The sequence below is a fragment of the Bosea sp. 685 genome (assembly GCF_031884435.1).
Classification (GTDB): Bacteria; Pseudomonadota; Alphaproteobacteria; order Rhizobiales; family Beijerinckiaceae; genus Allobosea.
Genome location: NZ_CP134779.1, coordinates 1,448,904 through 1,462,211 on the forward strand (window position 1 = coordinate 1,448,904; position 13,308 = coordinate 1,462,211).

A 13,308-nucleotide genomic window follows, 5' to 3' on the forward strand; every position below is an offset into this window, starting at 1 on the left:
CTGTCCCGCCAGCGCCTGCCTCGAGAAACAGACGGCAGGGTCGGATCAGGATAGCCGTCTGCTGGCATTGGCCTGCCGCTGGAGCACGGCTCTCACCCAAGAGTGAGAGCAGGATCAATGCGAAAAGCCGGTTCCCGCTTTTTCGCATCCTGCTCTAGCGAAATGTTCGACCAGTTGCGTCACACTCAGGACCGCAGACCGCCCGCGTTCGATGAGCCCTTGCTTCTCGGGAGCGAACGCCGCCTCGTCGCGGTTGTGCTCGGCGAGGCTCAGGAAGGCGATTTTCAGGTCGCGCATGCAATCGATGCGCAGGTTTAAGGGCATCCGTGGCGATTCCGCCGTCGCGACCAGGCGATCGAAGGCGCGTCTCAGCCAGGCGCGGGCGGCCTCGTCGCCCTCGGAGCGGCGCGTGGCCTCGGCCAGATTCTGGCAGGAGACCACGAAGATGGTGGGGGCGGGAACGTCCGAGGGCGCGATCTCCGCGGCATGGAATAGCCGCTCGGCCTCTGCGAAGGCGGCGCGGTAAAGCAGCAGCGCCTCGCGGAGCCTGTCGCCCGCCGCGAAGGCGTCGTTGGCAGCGCCGGTGAGGCGCTGCCATTCGGCGTCTGCGAGGCCGGGACCATTGACGGCGACATGGTGGTTCATGGTCGGTCTCCGCGTCGGGGGATGTCCGGGGTGAGCCGTTCGGCCTCGGAGAGCTGGGGGGCAAGCCGCCTGAGCCGAATCAGGACGTCGATGCGGCTGATGACGTAGCCTTCCGGCGGCTCGGGCAGGCGGCCGAAGCGGATCGCCTCAGCGGGAATGTCGATCAATCGATCCTCGTCCTCGACATAGAAATGTTGATGGTCGCTGACGCTGGTGTCGTAATGTGAGCGGCTGCCGTTCAGCGTGACGCGGCGGATCAGCCCGGCCTCGTCGAACTGGCGCAGCGTGTTGTAGACCGTCGCCAGCGACAGAGATGCGCCGAGCCGCCTGACCTCATAATGGAGGTCTTCAGCCGCCAGATGGCGGTCATGCCCGGCAAACAGCACCGTTGCGAGCGCGATACGCTGCCGTGTCGGACGCAGGCCCGAAGCCTTGAGCCGTGAGCGGATGGTCGGTTCATTCAATGCATCGGCGAAAGGCGGAATGGCATCCATGAGCGCGGCGGGTCCGAAGTCGGGAGCGTGAATTCGGACATTATTGCAAATGATTTGCAGTAGCAATATTGAATCGAACGACCTGAAATGACCGGGCGGTTGTTCGATCGCTGCAGCGGCCTGGCTAGCCTATTGCCGGCTTGGCGCAGGGCAGGAGCGCTGTAAGCAATCCTTCGGCAATCCGGGCTATGAAGCGGCATGCCGCTCAATCGCTTGCCCCGCCAAACCCGCCAGCTCGTCGCTTATGTCTTTGCCGGCGGCATCACGGCCGTGGCGCATTACGCGCTGCTGATCGGCCTGGTCGAACTTGGCGGGGTTGACCCAGTGCCGGCAACGCTGGCCGGTTTCACTCTGGGGGCAGTGGTGTCCTACACGCTGAATCGCTGGCTGACCTTTGATGCCACCCACAGCCACGTCCAGGCGACCTGGCGTTTCGCGCTGATCGCGGCCGGAGGCTTCGTCCTCACCGGCGCGTTGATGCATCTTTTCGTCGCGAAGCTAGGCTTGCCCTATCTGCCGATGCAGCTCGTCACTACGGGGATCGTCATGGTGTTCTCGTTCCTCGGACACAAGTTCTTCAGCTTCGCCGACCGGGTGGAGTAGGGGGCGGAAGGTGCTTCAACGCATCTCGGCCTACGAACCGCCAAATCCGTCACGGCTGGCAAGCCCGTCACGGCTGGCAAGTCCATCACAGCTGGCAAGTCCATCACAGCTGGGTGTGTTCGAAAGCGCGAATGCCCTCGGCGCTATGATGGGATATCGCTCAAGGACTGACGTCCCGAAGCCAAATCCGCAAGCAGAGCAACATGGATATTCAGCGCGTCGATGACCGTATATCCAGGGTTCTGCCCATCGAAAGCCAGATTGAGATCGGTTCCGGCGAGAACGATCGCGTCAGCTCCGGCCGCGGTCATGCGCCTGCCTGCGTCGAGAAATAGCTCGCGCTGCGAGGCTGAGCATGTGCCGGCGACCGCGACGTCCTGGTAGGTTTGACCGAGACGCTCGATCTCGTCGTCCAATGCGATGGCGTCCGTGCGAGCAAGCTGGCCGTAAAGGCGTGTGCGCATGACGACCCGCGTTCCGAGAAGGCCGATCCGCTTGATGCCCTGTTTGACGAAATAGGCGTCGAGCGGAGCGACGGCGGAGACGATCGGCAAGGGCGACAGGGCCGCCAGCTCATCCAGACAGAAATGCGCACCCAGCGATGACAGAGCGACGCAATCGCAGCCTGCGTCCTTCAAGCGTGTGACGAGCGGAAGGAACGCCTGTGCCTGCTCGGCCCTGCGGTCGGCGAGATTGTTGCGGATCAGTTCCTGAATCTCGCCGTGGACGATCGTAAGCTCAAGCTTTGCTACGCCGCGCGCCGCAGCAGCGGCCGTCAGGCGCTGGTAGTAGACCACCGTTGCCGCAACGCCGATGCCCCCGATCAAGCCGATATGCATGGGATAAGTCCTTACAAGCGCGCCGACGGCGACGATGCCGGTTTAACGCCCCGCGCGGTAGGGCGAAACCCGGCCCAGGTCGCTGTCATGAAGGGCCATCATCAGGCCGGCTTCGTCCCCGCAAAGGTCATCCGTTGCGGGTTGTGGCCGAAATTCGGCTGCCGCTGCACGTCATCGTAGCCGGCGGCCCGGATCAACCCGGCGATGTCAGCTTCCGTATAGGTCGAGAGCCCGTATTGCGCCCTGAGCTTGCGGTAGTCGGAGAAGGCGGTGCGCACGAGCCCGGCCAGCGCGGCGGCCAGGAAGCCGCCGCGCCAGGCGAAGGCCAGGAGTTGCGAGGCGTCGGTGAGCGGGCTGACATCGGGCGGGATCACATCGGCGATGACGAGCTTGCCGCCCGGCTTGAGCTTGGCGAGCCAGCTGCGCAGCAGCGCCGCGAGCTCCTCGCGGCTGAGATACTGGATCAGTGAATTCGCCACGACGAGGTCGAGCGTCGCCTCCGGCAGCGCCTCGACCTCCTCCGGCGAGACCACGGCGACATGGCCGATGCGTCCAAACATCGCGCGTAGCCGTTCGCGTACGTTCGGCGCCGCCTCGCAGAGATAGAGCTTGCCGCAGGCGGCGGCGACAAGATCGGCGCTCAAGGCCTCGCCGCAGCCATGGTCGAGCACGACGGCGTCAGGCGCCGGGATCTGGCCGGCTAGGTCCCTGGCGATCTGCCGGTAATGCAGCGCCTTGTGGCGCGGCGAAACGTAGATGGAATGCTCGCCGTTCCAGAAATCGCGCCAGGACATGGTCTCGCCGTTCGCCGCTTGCCGGCAGCTTCCTGCGGCCGGTCCCGCCACGACTAGAGCAGGATGCGAAAAAGTGGAAACCGGTTTTTCGCATTGATCCTGCTCTCACTTTTAGATGAGAGACGGATTCAGATGTCAGATGGGATCACTTCGTAATTTCATCTGGCATCACCCGGTTCTCGGCCGATGGCGAACCGTTGCGCAACGCTGTCCAGGGGCTCGGGGTCTGCTGCCTCTCCCTCGGCTGCGGTCGCGTCGAGAAAGCGGATGCCGATCTCGCGCTTCTTGATCCAGATCAGGGCCGCCGGCGCGAAGATTTTGTCGTCGTCGTGATAGAAAAGCTCGAGCGGCAGCGGCCGGTCGCTCTCCGGCTTCAGCCGGGCGCCACTCGGCGACAGATCCATGATGCGACACTCGACGAGGAAACGCTGCGACGCGTCGAACAGCTTCGCCGAGCGCAGGCGCGAGCGCCAGCGCTTCGAGCTTCGTTTTTCCATGCGCGTCGCCTTCTTGCCGTTGCGCTTCGGCCTGAGAACCTGATCCAGTGGGGTTGCGCGGGGCTGGAGACAGCGCCGCCTTGAGGCTGCGAGGGCACGCGGCTTGCCAAGCGCGGCGCCGGCTCTAAGCTTCGCGCGAATCCGAGGGTGATGATGTTTTTACTACCCAAGCTGTTGAAGCGCTTCGTCCGGCACGGCCGGCTGACCGTGATCACTCCCGACAACCAGCGCCATGTCTTCGGCTCCGGCCCGGCCGAGATCCTGTTCGCTGGCCAGATGAAGACGGCGCCGGCCGTCACCGTGCGCTTCCATGACGACAAGATCGAACGCGAGATCTTCCTCAATCCGGAAATGGCGCTGGCCGAAGGCTATATGGACGGCCGGATCGATTTCGAGGACGGCTCGTCGATCCACGATCTGCTGAGCCTGTTCTGGATGCAGCGCAAGGAATTGCGCAAGCACCCGATCCAGAAGGTCGTCCGCAATATCCGCTTCCGCATCCGGCGTTTCCGCATGCACAACCCGCTCGGGCTCGCCGGCAAGAAGGTCAAGCACCACTACGACATCCCGACCGAGTTCTATAAGCTCTGGCTCGACGAGACGATGACCTATTCCTGCGGGTATTGGAGTTCTCCAGACATAGGACTGGAAGCCTCGCAGAAGGCCAAGCTGCGCCATCTTGCGGCCAAGCTGAAGATCGAGCCGGGCATGACCGTGCTCGATATTGGCTCGGGCTGGGGCGAGCTCGCGATCTACCTCGCCAAGTCCTGCGGCGCGAAGGTGACGGGGCTCAACGTCTCGCCCGACCAAATGGCGGCTGCCCAGAAGCGTGCCGAGGCGGCGGGCGTTGGTGATGCCGTGACTTTCATCAACAAGGACTATCGCGAACTCAAGGGCAGCTTCGACCGTGTCGTCTCGGTCGGCATGATGGAGCATGTCGGCGTCGCGCATTACCTTGAATATTTCGAGGCCATTCGTGACCTGCTGACGCCGGACGGCATTGCGCTGGTGCACTGCATTGGCCGCGTCGGGCCGCCGGGCTTCACCGGGCCGTTCTTCGACAAATACATCTTCCCGGGCGGTTATGCGCCGGCGATGTCGGAGGTCTTCGCTGCGGTCGAGCAGACCGGCCTGTGGTCGTCGGATTGCGAGTTCTGGCGGCGGCACTACCACTGGACGCTCCACGCCTGGCGCGAGCGCTTCATGGCCCATCGGCCGGAAGTCGTGACGATGATGGGCGAGCGCTTCGCGCGGATGTGGGAGTTCTATCTCTCGGCTTGCGAGATCTCCTTCGACATCGGCGGAGATATGGTCTTCCAGCTCCTGCTCGGCCCGCATAAGAGCGCCGTGCCGGTGGTGCGCGACTACATCACGGATGCGGAGAAGGCGCTGGAAGCGCGGGGATTCTGAAGAAGGCTATGTCTGGGCGCATCGACCCATCCTGGCTCGTCTTCGACAGTGTCGAGAACGCCGAGCATGATCGTTGCGTCGATTGCTTCTCGCGGCCGGACGGCAGCTTCGGCTTCGAGGAATTCCGGCGCGACGTCGAGGATGGCGGCGCCTGGACGCCGGTGCAGCACTATTCCGGCCTGAGCTACAAGACGAAGGACGAGGCCCTGCTCGCGGGGCGCAAGGCCGTGATCTGGCTTACTGAGGCGCTGGAGCGTCGGTCGCGCTGATCGAAGTGATAGCCGCGTTCCTCAGCCGGGTTCGGCCTCCGAAAAATCGAGCGCCAGCAGCGCCTCGTCGAAAAACGCGCCGTCGATGCGTAGCGCCTTCGATTCGATGCCATAGGGCTTGAAGCCGAGGCGTTCATAGAGGCGCAGCGCGACGCTGTTGGTCGTCACGGCGCGCGCCTGCAGCACCAGCACATGCTGCGCCGCATGGGCGCTTACCGCTTCGATCAGCGCTTGAGCGCCGCCGCGCCCGCGCCAGTCCGGTGCAAGATAGACGCCCCAGAGCGTGCCGCGATGCCGGCTCTTCTCGGAGTTCCCAGCGAGGAAACCCGCCACGCCGACCAGCTCCGCATTCGCGAATGCCCCGAAGACGAGGCTCGGCGGAGCCGGCGTGATGCGCGCGATGAAGGCTTCAAGCGGGCGCGCCGCCTCCTCGGCATGGCTTGCGCCAAAGGCCTCGGGCGCCTGAAGCAGCGCCTGGAGGCGCAAGGCCCGATAGGCTTCCGCATTGGCGGCATTGAGCGGCCTGATCGTGACGTCGCTTTCGGTCTCAGCCATGGCCGGCGACCTCCTGGGCCAGCGCTGCGAGCTTCGTCAACGTCGTCCAGTTTCGCGCGGTGCCCTGCACGCCGAGATGCCTTTCGATCACGGCATTGGTCAGCTTCGAGCGGCCGATGCCCTCACTATAGTGCAGATAGAGGTCACGGCCTCGCAGGCCGATCTCCTCAGGCCCCTTGTGCCAGGCGCGCAGGCGGTCGAATGCGCCATCAGTCGGGACCGCGTCGAGCGGCATCACCAGAAGCCAGTTCGGTTGGCGCTCCGCGGCCGGCAGTGGGGAATGCGTCAAGATGTCCTGCAGCTCGGCCTGGCTGCGGGCAATCACGCGCGGGCGCATCGGATGCGTGGCGGCGATCGCCTCTTCCAGCTTCAGGGCGATTATGTCGCGCGCCTCGCTGTCATGGCAGGCGACGAGGTTGCCGCTCTGCAGCAGGGTCGCGGCATGGCGAAGGCCCAGCGGCGGGCAGAGCGCGCGCAGGGCCGCCATCTTGATGGTGCTGGCGCCGCCGAGATTGACGGCGCGCAGGAGGAAGATCGTCACAGGCATGGCGGGGCAGTATCGCAGCCCCGCCGCCGGGTTGGAAGCGCGGCGTCAGCGCTTCAGATTGACGATGACGACACCGCCCAGCGCCATCGCGCCACCGAGGATGCCGAGGAGGCTCGGCACCTCGCCGAGCCAGAGATAGCTGATCAGGAGCGAGACCGGCGGGGCGGCATAGAGCAGGTTCGAGGCGCGGCCCGCCGGCAGGCGCGAGAGCAGCGTCGTCCAGGTCGCATAGGTGATCAGGCTCGGCACGATGGCGAGATAGAACATGGCGTAGAGGCTGGCGGTCGAGGCAGTCTGCGCCTGGGCGATACCGCTCGGCAGGAAGGGCGAGAGCAGGAGGCCACCAACCACCATGTTCCAGGCCGTAACCGTCAGCGGCTTGTGCTGGGCGAAGAGCGGCTTCTGCACGATGGTGGTGAGCGAGTTGCACAAGGCCGCGCCGAGCACCAAGAGCACGCCGATGCCGAGGTCGAGCGCCGCCCCGTTCTGTCCGAAGGCGATCACCCCGACGCCGGCGAGCGAGATCGCGCTGCCGAGCCATTGGCTGCCGCTGAAACGCTCACCCAGCACCAGCATGGCGAGCGCTGCCGTGATGATCGGGTTGATGTTGATGATGAAGCTTGCCGCTCCGGCCGAGACCGTCTGCTGGCCGAGATTGAGCAGCACGGTGTAGCCCGCGACGAAGACGAGCCCGCCGAAGCCGAAGCGCCAGGCGTCGCGCCATTCCGGCAGCTTTGGCCGCGTGACGGCAAGGAACAGCGCGGCTGGCACGGCGGCGATGGCGAAGCGTACCGCGCCGAGTTCGAGCGCCCCGAAGCCACTGAGCGCGGCGCGGATCGCGGGAAAGGCCGAGGCCCAGGCGATGATGGTGAAGATCGCCAGCCCCAGCGTGGTCGAGTCGAAGGCTGACTTGGTGGGGATTGGCGCTGCGGCGCTGGCGGTGGTCATGGCGAACCTCATCGAGGAGAGAGCATGACCCGCCATAGATACCTGCCCCAGCTGATTGACAAACGATGAATTCGAGGGCGAGCTGTGAGAATGGATCACAGCTCGAACCTTCCGCCTCTCGATACGCTGCGCGCCTTCGAGACCGCGGCGCGCACCGGCAGCTTCTCGGCCGCGGCCGAGGCGCTGAACCTGACCCATGGCGCGGTCAGCCGGCAAGTGGCCAAGCTGGAGCATTGGCTGGGCCTGCGCGTCTTCGAGCGGCAGGCGCGCGGCGTGGCGCTGACGCCGGAGGGCCAGCGCCTGCTCCAGCGCACGCAGGAGGCGTTTTCGCTGATCGCCGATACCTCTGACCGCTGGACCGAGGCGCGGGGCGCGGCCGTGGTGCGCTTCAGTGCGACACCGTCGGTCTGCAGCCTCTGGCTGATGCCGCGCATGCACCAGCTCGAAAGCGGCAATCCAGCCCTGCGCATCGTGCTGCAGGTCGACCACCGTCGCGTCGATCTCGATGACGAGGGCATCGACCTCGCCATTCGCTGCGGGCGCGGCGGCGCGCCCGGGCGCATCTCGGTGCAGCTCTTCGAGGAATGGTGTTATCCGATCGCCGCGCCGGAGCTCGCTCGGGCGATCGGGCAGGGCCGGCCGGAGCGCCTGCTGGCATATCCGCTGATCCATGATTCGGATGCCGCGGGCTGGCGTGCCTGGTTCGCGAGCCATGGGCTGGATTACCGCCCGCGCCCGCAGGATCGCAGGTTCGAGGATTATAACCTCGTGCTCGACGCCGCCGCCTGCGGGCTCGGGGTGGCGCTGGCCCGCCCGCCTCTGGCGCATGCCCAGGTCGAGGCGGGCCGGGTCGCTATGGTCGACCCTCGCACCGCGCTGAACCCGGTCTCCTACTGGCTCGACCGTCCGCTCGGCCAGCTACGCCCAGCTGCGCTCGCGTTGGCGCTGCGGATCGCGAAGGAGGCGGAGCTGCCTGCCGGCAAGCTCGCAGGATTCCTGAAGATCGAGGCGAAGGCGGCGTGAGGAGGCGCGGGTAAACGCCGTGTCGATACGAAAAGACTGCCGGCTCCCTGTCTCAGAGCTTCGCAGAACTCGTTTCCCGGTTCGAGGCCGGAGAGCCAAGGCGGCGCTGCAGGCTTGAGCTAAAACGACGCCCGATGGACGGCGTAGGCGATGATCAGGCCGAAACCGAGCATGGCCAGCAGATCCTTGCCGATCTTCGTTATTTCTGGGAGTGGGCGGCTGGGCGCGGCTGAAAGCGGTACGACGACATAGGTCATGACCACGAAAATGCCGACGCCATAGGCCAGGCCGGCTGCGATCCACATCGTCACCAGAATCGGCAGCCAGAGGCTGGCCAACCCATAGATGGCGGCGATGACGATGCTCATCGCGACTTGCAGGAGAAAGCCCCAGGCCGAAGCCAGGGCTCCGCCTTTCAGCGCCTTGCCGCCAAGAAGCCCGCTCGCGATGCCCCGCAGGATGGCGAGAGGGCCCTTTCGATTGATCATCGCCGCCGCGCCGATGTCGAGAATTCCGGCGACGGTCCCGCCAATCACAACGGCGCTCAGCAAATCTGGATTCATGAAGGGTCTTTCGCGGGTATCCCGCATGCGGCGCCTGGGCGGCCTCTGCTGTCCACTGTGAGCCGATGTCACCGCAAAAGCGAATTCCGAGGCTAGTTGCCGGGCTGCTCATCAGCCAACGGCCGCCGCGCCGATTTGCCGGAAATCCTTCGAAATCAGACGTAAGGCGTCCCGACGAGCGCGGCGTCGACGCCGATGAAGCCGCGTTCCAGCACGCTCATGAAAGCGGCTTCGGGCTCTCGGTTTCCGCGAAAGGCGCGTAGCGCCCCGCCATAGGCGACGACCAGCGTGGCCATCAGCATTGCCGCTGCGAGGTGCGCGTCGGGGTCGGAATGCGGCCTGCCCACCACGTCGGACAGCATGCGTGCTAGATCATCGGCGAGCGTCACCTGAAGCTCGCGGGCGCGGGCCGTCAGGGCCGGACTCTCCGCGACGGTACGCCAGAACTGGACGGGCCGCTCCGTGATCCTGAACAGGGGGTGCTGGGTCTCGACCAGCCTGCGCATCAGCGCCTGGAACGCCTTCACCGGCGAGCGCCCATCGCGACCGGCGAGCGCTTCCCGCACTAGGGCGCGCACTTCCTCCTCGCGATCGAAGACCAGATCTTCCTTTCGGGGGAAGTAGTTGAACACGGTCTTTCTGGCGACGTCCGCTTCCTCGGCGATATCGGCGACGGAGACGTTGTCGAAGCCACGTTCGACGAACAGGCGCGTGGCGACGGTGGAGATCGCCTGACGCGTCACCTCCTTCTTGCGGTCGCGGAGTCCGAGTCGGTTTGACATGTCGATATCTATACCATAGATAAATTTACACTGAGTATAAAAATATGCTCTATCGAGCGCACCAACGCGCGTCATCGCGCTCGGCGCGGGCCCTATGGGCACTTGAGGAATTTTGCCTTGATCTATGATGTCATGATCGCCGGAGCCGGCCCTGTCGGCCTGTTTCTCGCCTGCGAGCTGCGTCTCGCCGACGTCTCGGTGTTGGTGCTGGAGCAAGCCGAGGATCCGAGCTCGCCCTTGAAGCGGCTTCCGTTCGGGATGCGCGGCCTCTCCGTGCCCAGCATCGAAGCCTTCTACCGCCGCGGATTGCTGAACGACATCGCGGCACCGCAAAGCGCGCAGGCTGGTTCGAGCAACCGTGCTTCGCCTGCCCCGCATTGGATGCAACAGCCGCGCCGCCCGGGCGGCCATTTTGCCGGCATCCAGTTCTACGAGGACAACATCGACACCTCGAAATGGCGCTATCGCCTGCCAAGTCCGGCGGGCGCCAGCATCGCGGTCGAGATGGAGCACCTCGAATCCGCCTTGGCTGTTCGCGCAAGCGCAATGGGCGTCGAGATCAGGCGCGGCCTCGGCGTCGAAGACTTCGAGCAGTCGGATGAAGGCGTGAGCATTCGCGCGGGCGGCGAGATGTTTCGCGGACGCTGGCTCGTTGGCTGTGATGGCGGCCGCAGCATGGTCCGCAAGGCTGGCGGTTTTGCGTTCGTCGGCACCGATCCCGAGTTCACCGGCTATTCCGTCGAGGTCGAGATGGCCGATCCGGATCAGCTCCGCCTCGGCCGCCACTACACGCCGACCGGCATGTATACCTACTCACGGCCCGGGACCATCGCGATGGTCGAGTTCGACGGGGGCGCTTTCCATCGAACCCGGCCGATCACGCTCGAGCATGTGCAGTCGGTCCTGCGCCGTGTCTCCGGCACTGACGTCACCGTGACGGCCTTGAAGCTTGCCACGACCTGGACGGATCGCGCCTACCAGGCGACCACCTACCGCAACGGGCGGGTGCTGCTCGCGGGTGACGCCGCGCACATCCATTCTCCCTTGGGCGGCCAGGGGCTCAACCTTGGGCTCGGCGACGCGATGAACCTTGGTTGGAAGCTGGCCTCGACGATCCGTGGCGACGCGCCTGCCGGTCTCATCGACAGCTATGCGCGTGAGCGGCATCCGGTGGGGGCGCAGGTTCTTGAGTGGTCGCGCGCCCAGGTTGCGCTGATGCGGCCAGCTAAGAGTTCACGCGCGCTGGAAGCCATCATCCGCGATCTCATCGAGACGCGCGACGGCGCGACATATTTCGCAGAGCGCGTCTGGGGTGTTTCTCTCCACTATGATCTTGGCGGCGGCCATCCGCTGGTGGGCCGCAGCGCTCCTGACTTCGCGCTGGCCGACGGAACGAAACTCGGCGATCTCCTCAGAACGGGCAGAGGCCTGTTCCTGGATTTTGACGCTCATGCACCGCTTCAGGCGCTTGCAACGCGCTGGAGTGGTCGCATCGCCTATGTCGTAGGTGACGCCAGGGATCGGCTGGGCTTGAGCGCCGTGCTTATCCGTCCCGATGGGGTCGTCGCCTGGGCCGTTGAGGGCGCCCCTGACCCCGAGGGCGCGGCTCAGGCCGCGTCGCGATGGTTCGGCGGGCCCGAGGAGGCACGTCAGTCTGCCTGAGCCGGCCCAGCTTTGCGATGGCCTCCTCCCAACCAATCGCAGAAATCATCCGACTCCGGATATGGCGTGATGCAGATCATCAAGGCGACTGCAATCGTCAACAATGAAGTCGCGGTTCTCGCATGGCGGACCGGCCCCGATCCGCTCCCTGATTGTAGCGGCTTTCACATCGTCCGAGGCTATCTCGACGCAAATGATCAAGTGACGAGCGAGCGGTCGTTTGCCGCCTATGTCGCTTTCCAGGGGCCGTCGAACTCCGGCTGGCAGGCTCAGAAGGCTGCGGCAGGAAAGCGCCCGAGTTCCTCCAGCAGCATCGGCCAGGCCTGCAAGCCGAGCGGGATCGAGGCCAGATGGAAGAACTCGTTGGGCGCGTGCACGTCCTCGTCGGGCAGATTGAGGCCGAACATCAGCGTGTCGAGGCCCAGTGTCTCCTTGAAGATCGCGGTGATCGGGACCGTCGCGCCAAGCCGGACATGGACCGGTTCTTGTCCCGAGGACGCCTTCAGGACGCGAGTGGCGGCCTGCACCAGCGGGTGATCGGCCGCCAGCGTCGAGGCGGGCGAGCCGCCCCCGATGGCCTCGAAGCTCACCGCGACACCGGGCCGCGCCGCGGCCAGGATATGCGCCTTGAGCGCCTGCGCGGCTTGGTCGGGGTCCTGCCCCGGCGCGAGCCGGATCGTGATCTTGGCGCGCGCCTCGTCGGGGATCACCGTCTTGCTGCCGGAGCCGGTATAGCCGCCCCACATGCCGTTGACATCGATGGCAGGGCGCAGCGTCAGTCTTTCGCGGATGCTGTAGCCGGGCTCGCCCGCGGCGATTCCACCGATATCGGCGACAAAGGCGGCCTCGTCGAAAGGTAAGGCGGCGGTATCGTGCCGGTCGCGTTCGCTGAGCGTGCGCACCGCGTCCATCAGCGCCGGGATCGCGATCGCGCCATCCGCGTCATGGAGCGTGGCGATGATCGCCGCGAGTTCGTGCAGAGCATTGCGCACCGAGCCGCCATAGCGGCCCGAATGCAGTTCCTTCTCGGCGGTGCGGACCACCAGTTCGAGCTTGGTCAGGCCACGCGCGCCGATATTGATCGTCGGCACGGTCGGGCTGGCGCGACCGCCATCGGCCGAGATCATCGCATCGGCCTGCAGCAGCGGGCCATAGCGCTCGACGATGGCGTGCAGGCTCGGGCTACCGGTCTCTTCCTCGCCTTCGATGAAGAGCTTGATGTTGACCGGGCAGCGGCCGTTCACCGCGAGGAAGGCTGCGACCGTCTCGATTGCGATCGTGGTCGATCCCTTCACATCGGATGCGCCGCGCGCATAAAGCCTGCCGTCGCGGATCGTCGGCTCGAAGGGCGGCGTCTTCCAGAGGGCCAGCGGGTCGGGCGGCTGTACGTCATAATGGCCGTAGATGATGATCGTCGGCGCACCGGGCGCGCCGAGCCAGGTGCCGTAAACGGCCGGCTGGCCGCCGCCATCCAGCAGCTGCACATCCGACAGGCCGATCTCCTTCAGCCAGGCGAGCAGGAACTGACGCGTATCCTGCATGCCCTGCGCATAGGCTGGATCGGTGCTGACGCTCGGCAGCCTCAGAAAGGCGTTCAGCCGGTCCAGCACAGCATCGTGCCGGGCGAGGAGATGGTCGATGACGGGCTGCACGCTCATCGCGGGCCTCCAATGGTTT

The 13,308-nt window shown here is 65.5% G+C and carries 16 protein-coding genes; 5 read left to right on the forward strand and 11 right to left on the reverse strand.

The features are described from left to right. Positions 1 to 114 precede the first annotated feature (114 nt). Both RMR04_RS08095 and irrA read right to left on the reverse strand, forming a co-directional pair. The gene (locus RMR04_RS08095) at positions 115 to 645 is read right to left on the reverse strand and encodes a hypothetical protein (protein ID WP_311914032.1); all 531 of its coding nucleotides are present in this window, start codon (positions 643 to 645) and stop codon (positions 115 to 117) included. Then, on the reverse strand, positions 642 to 1,139 hold the full coding sequence (gene irrA / locus RMR04_RS08100) for an iron response transcriptional regulator IrrA (RefSeq protein WP_311914034.1): 498 nt from the start codon (positions 1,137 to 1,139) through the stop codon (positions 642 to 644). Before irrA ends, RMR04_RS08095 begins: the two co-directional genes overlap by 4 nt. Positions 1,140 to 1,337: 198 nt before the next feature. Between irrA and RMR04_RS08105 the strand changes: the two genes are divergently transcribed. After that, a complete protein-coding gene (locus RMR04_RS08105; protein ID WP_311914035.1) occupies positions 1,338 to 1,742 on the forward strand; it encodes a GtrA family protein in 405 nt (134 codons plus the stop codon). A gap of 143 nt (positions 1,743 to 1,885) precedes the next feature. Here RMR04_RS08105 and RMR04_RS08110 read toward each other — a convergent pair whose 3' ends face one another. From RMR04_RS08110 to RMR04_RS08120, 3 genes are all read right to left on the reverse strand, one after another. Continuing rightward, positions 1,886 to 2,581, reverse strand: a complete 696-nt coding sequence (locus tag RMR04_RS08110; protein WP_311914036.1) for an aspartate/glutamate racemase family protein — start codon at positions 2,579 to 2,581, stop codon at positions 1,886 to 1,888. Between the two features lie 101 nt (positions 2,582 to 2,682). Next, complete coding sequence (locus RMR04_RS08115) at positions 2,683 to 3,375, reverse strand: class I SAM-dependent methyltransferase (RefSeq protein ID WP_311914038.1); 693 nt, start codon at positions 3,373 to 3,375, stop codon at positions 2,683 to 2,685. 158 nt (positions 3,376 to 3,533) lie between these two features. Further along, positions 3,534 to 3,872, reverse strand: coding sequence for a PilZ domain-containing protein (locus RMR04_RS08120; RefSeq protein WP_311914039.1), 339 nt, complete (start codon positions 3,870 to 3,872; stop codon positions 3,534 to 3,536). 153 nt (positions 3,873 to 4,025) lie between these two features. Between RMR04_RS08120 and RMR04_RS08125 the strand changes: the two genes are divergently transcribed. Both RMR04_RS08125 and RMR04_RS08130 read left to right on the forward strand, forming a co-directional pair. Further along, positions 4,026 to 5,282, forward strand: coding sequence for a class I SAM-dependent methyltransferase (locus RMR04_RS08125; RefSeq protein WP_311914040.1), 1,257 nt, complete (start codon positions 4,026 to 4,028; stop codon positions 5,280 to 5,282). An 8-nt stretch (positions 5,283 to 5,290) separates the two neighbouring features. After that, positions 5,291 to 5,551, forward strand: coding sequence for a hypothetical protein (locus RMR04_RS08130; protein ID WP_311914041.1), 261 nt, complete (start codon positions 5,291 to 5,293; stop codon positions 5,549 to 5,551). 21 nt (positions 5,552 to 5,572) lie between these two features. On the opposite strand, the gene RMR04_RS08135 is transcribed toward RMR04_RS08130, so the two are convergent. The 3 genes from RMR04_RS08135 to RMR04_RS08145 are packed head-to-tail and all read right to left on the reverse strand — an operon-like array spanning position 5,573 to position 7,601. Continuing rightward, positions 5,573 to 6,106: a GNAT family N-acetyltransferase gene (locus tag RMR04_RS08135; protein WP_311914042.1), complete on the reverse strand. Its 534-nt coding sequence runs from the start codon at positions 6,104 to 6,106 to the stop codon at positions 5,573 to 5,575. Beyond that, positions 6,099 to 6,653: a DUF1697 domain-containing protein gene (locus RMR04_RS08140; RefSeq protein ID WP_311914043.1), complete on the reverse strand. Its 555-nt coding sequence runs from the start codon at positions 6,651 to 6,653 to the stop codon at positions 6,099 to 6,101. Before RMR04_RS08140 ends, RMR04_RS08135 begins: the two co-directional genes overlap by 8 nt. A 45-nt stretch (positions 6,654 to 6,698) precedes the next feature. After that, positions 6,699 to 7,601, reverse strand: coding sequence for a DMT family transporter (locus tag RMR04_RS08145; protein WP_311914044.1), 903 nt, complete (start codon positions 7,599 to 7,601; stop codon positions 6,699 to 6,701). A gap of 90 nt (positions 7,602 to 7,691) precedes the next feature. On the opposite strand from RMR04_RS08145, the gene RMR04_RS08150 reads away from it, so the two are divergent. Next, positions 7,692 to 8,624: a LysR family transcriptional regulator gene (locus tag RMR04_RS08150; protein ID WP_311914045.1), complete on the forward strand. Its 933-nt coding sequence runs from the start codon at positions 7,692 to 7,694 to the stop codon at positions 8,622 to 8,624. Positions 8,625 to 8,743: 119 nt separating this feature from the next. Here RMR04_RS08150 and RMR04_RS08155 read toward each other — a convergent pair whose 3' ends face one another. Beyond that, complete coding sequence (locus RMR04_RS08155; RefSeq protein WP_311914046.1) at positions 8,744 to 9,187, reverse strand: hypothetical protein; 444 nt, start codon at positions 9,185 to 9,187, stop codon at positions 8,744 to 8,746. Positions 9,188 to 9,342: 155 nt separating this feature from the next. Then, positions 9,343 to 9,930, reverse strand: coding sequence for a TetR/AcrR family transcriptional regulator (locus RMR04_RS08160; protein ID WP_311914047.1), 588 nt, complete (start codon positions 9,928 to 9,930; stop codon positions 9,343 to 9,345). A 171-nt stretch (positions 9,931 to 10,101) separates the two neighbouring features. Here RMR04_RS08160 and RMR04_RS08165 point away from each other — a divergent pair, with 171 nt between their 5' ends. Continuing rightward, positions 10,102 to 11,631, forward strand: coding sequence for an FAD-dependent monooxygenase (locus RMR04_RS08165; protein WP_410492215.1), 1,530 nt, complete (start codon positions 10,102 to 10,104; stop codon positions 11,629 to 11,631). Positions 11,632 to 11,900: 269 nt separating this feature from the next. Here RMR04_RS08165 and RMR04_RS08170 read toward each other — a convergent pair whose 3' ends face one another. Next, a complete protein-coding gene (locus RMR04_RS08170) occupies positions 11,901 to 13,289 on the reverse strand; it encodes a dipeptidase (RefSeq protein WP_311914049.1) in 1,389 nt (462 codons plus the stop codon). Positions 13,290 to 13,308: the final 19 nt, after the last annotated feature.

Bases quoted from the DNA above. Each gene is read 5' to 3' on its own strand.
- RMR04_RS08145 (WP_311914044.1), bottom strand. From the start codon at position 7,601: ATGACCACCGCCAGCGCCGCAGCGCCAATCCCCACCAAGTCAGCCTTC.
- RMR04_RS08130 (WP_311914041.1), top strand. From the start codon at position 5,291: ATGTCTGGGCGCATCGACCCATCCTGGCTCGTCTTCGACAGTGTCGAG.
- RMR04_RS08120 (WP_311914039.1), bottom strand. From the start codon at position 3,872: ATGGAAAAACGAAGCTCGAAGCGCTGGCGCTCGCGCCTGCGCTCGGCG.
- RMR04_RS08105 (WP_311914035.1), top strand. From the start codon at position 1,338: ATGCCGCTCAATCGCTTGCCCCGCCAAACCCGCCAGCTCGTCGCTTAT.
- RMR04_RS08140 (WP_311914043.1), bottom strand. From the start codon at position 6,653: ATGCCTGTGACGATCTTCCTCCTGCGCGCCGTCAATCTCGGCGGCGCC.
- RMR04_RS08155 (WP_311914046.1), bottom strand. From the start codon at position 9,187: ATGAATCCAGATTTGCTGAGCGCCGTTGTGATTGGCGGGACCGTCGCC.
- RMR04_RS08125 (WP_311914040.1), top strand. From the start codon at position 4,026: ATGTTTTTACTACCCAAGCTGTTGAAGCGCTTCGTCCGGCACGGCCGG.
- RMR04_RS08170 (WP_311914049.1), bottom strand. From the start codon at position 13,289: ATGAGCGTGCAGCCCGTCATCGACCATCTCCTCGCCCGGCACGATGCT.
- RMR04_RS08165 (WP_410492215.1), top strand. From the start codon at position 10,102: ATGATCGCCGGAGCCGGCCCTGTCGGCCTGTTTCTCGCCTGCGAGCTG.
- RMR04_RS08110 (WP_311914036.1), bottom strand. From the start codon at position 2,581: ATGCATATCGGCTTGATCGGGGGCATCGGCGTTGCGGCAACGGTGGTC.
- RMR04_RS08095 (WP_311914032.1), bottom strand. From the start codon at position 645: ATGAACCACCATGTCGCCGTCAATGGTCCCGGCCTCGCAGACGCCGAA.
- RMR04_RS08115 (WP_311914038.1), bottom strand. From the start codon at position 3,375: ATGTCCTGGCGCGATTTCTGGAACGGCGAGCATTCCATCTACGTTTCG.
- RMR04_RS08150 (WP_311914045.1), top strand. From the start codon at position 7,692: ATGGATCACAGCTCGAACCTTCCGCCTCTCGATACGCTGCGCGCCTTC.
- irrA (WP_311914034.1), bottom strand. From the start codon at position 1,139: ATGGATGCCATTCCGCCTTTCGCCGATGCATTGAATGAACCGACCATC.
- RMR04_RS08135 (WP_311914042.1), bottom strand. From the start codon at position 6,106: ATGGCTGAGACCGAAAGCGACGTCACGATCAGGCCGCTCAATGCCGCC.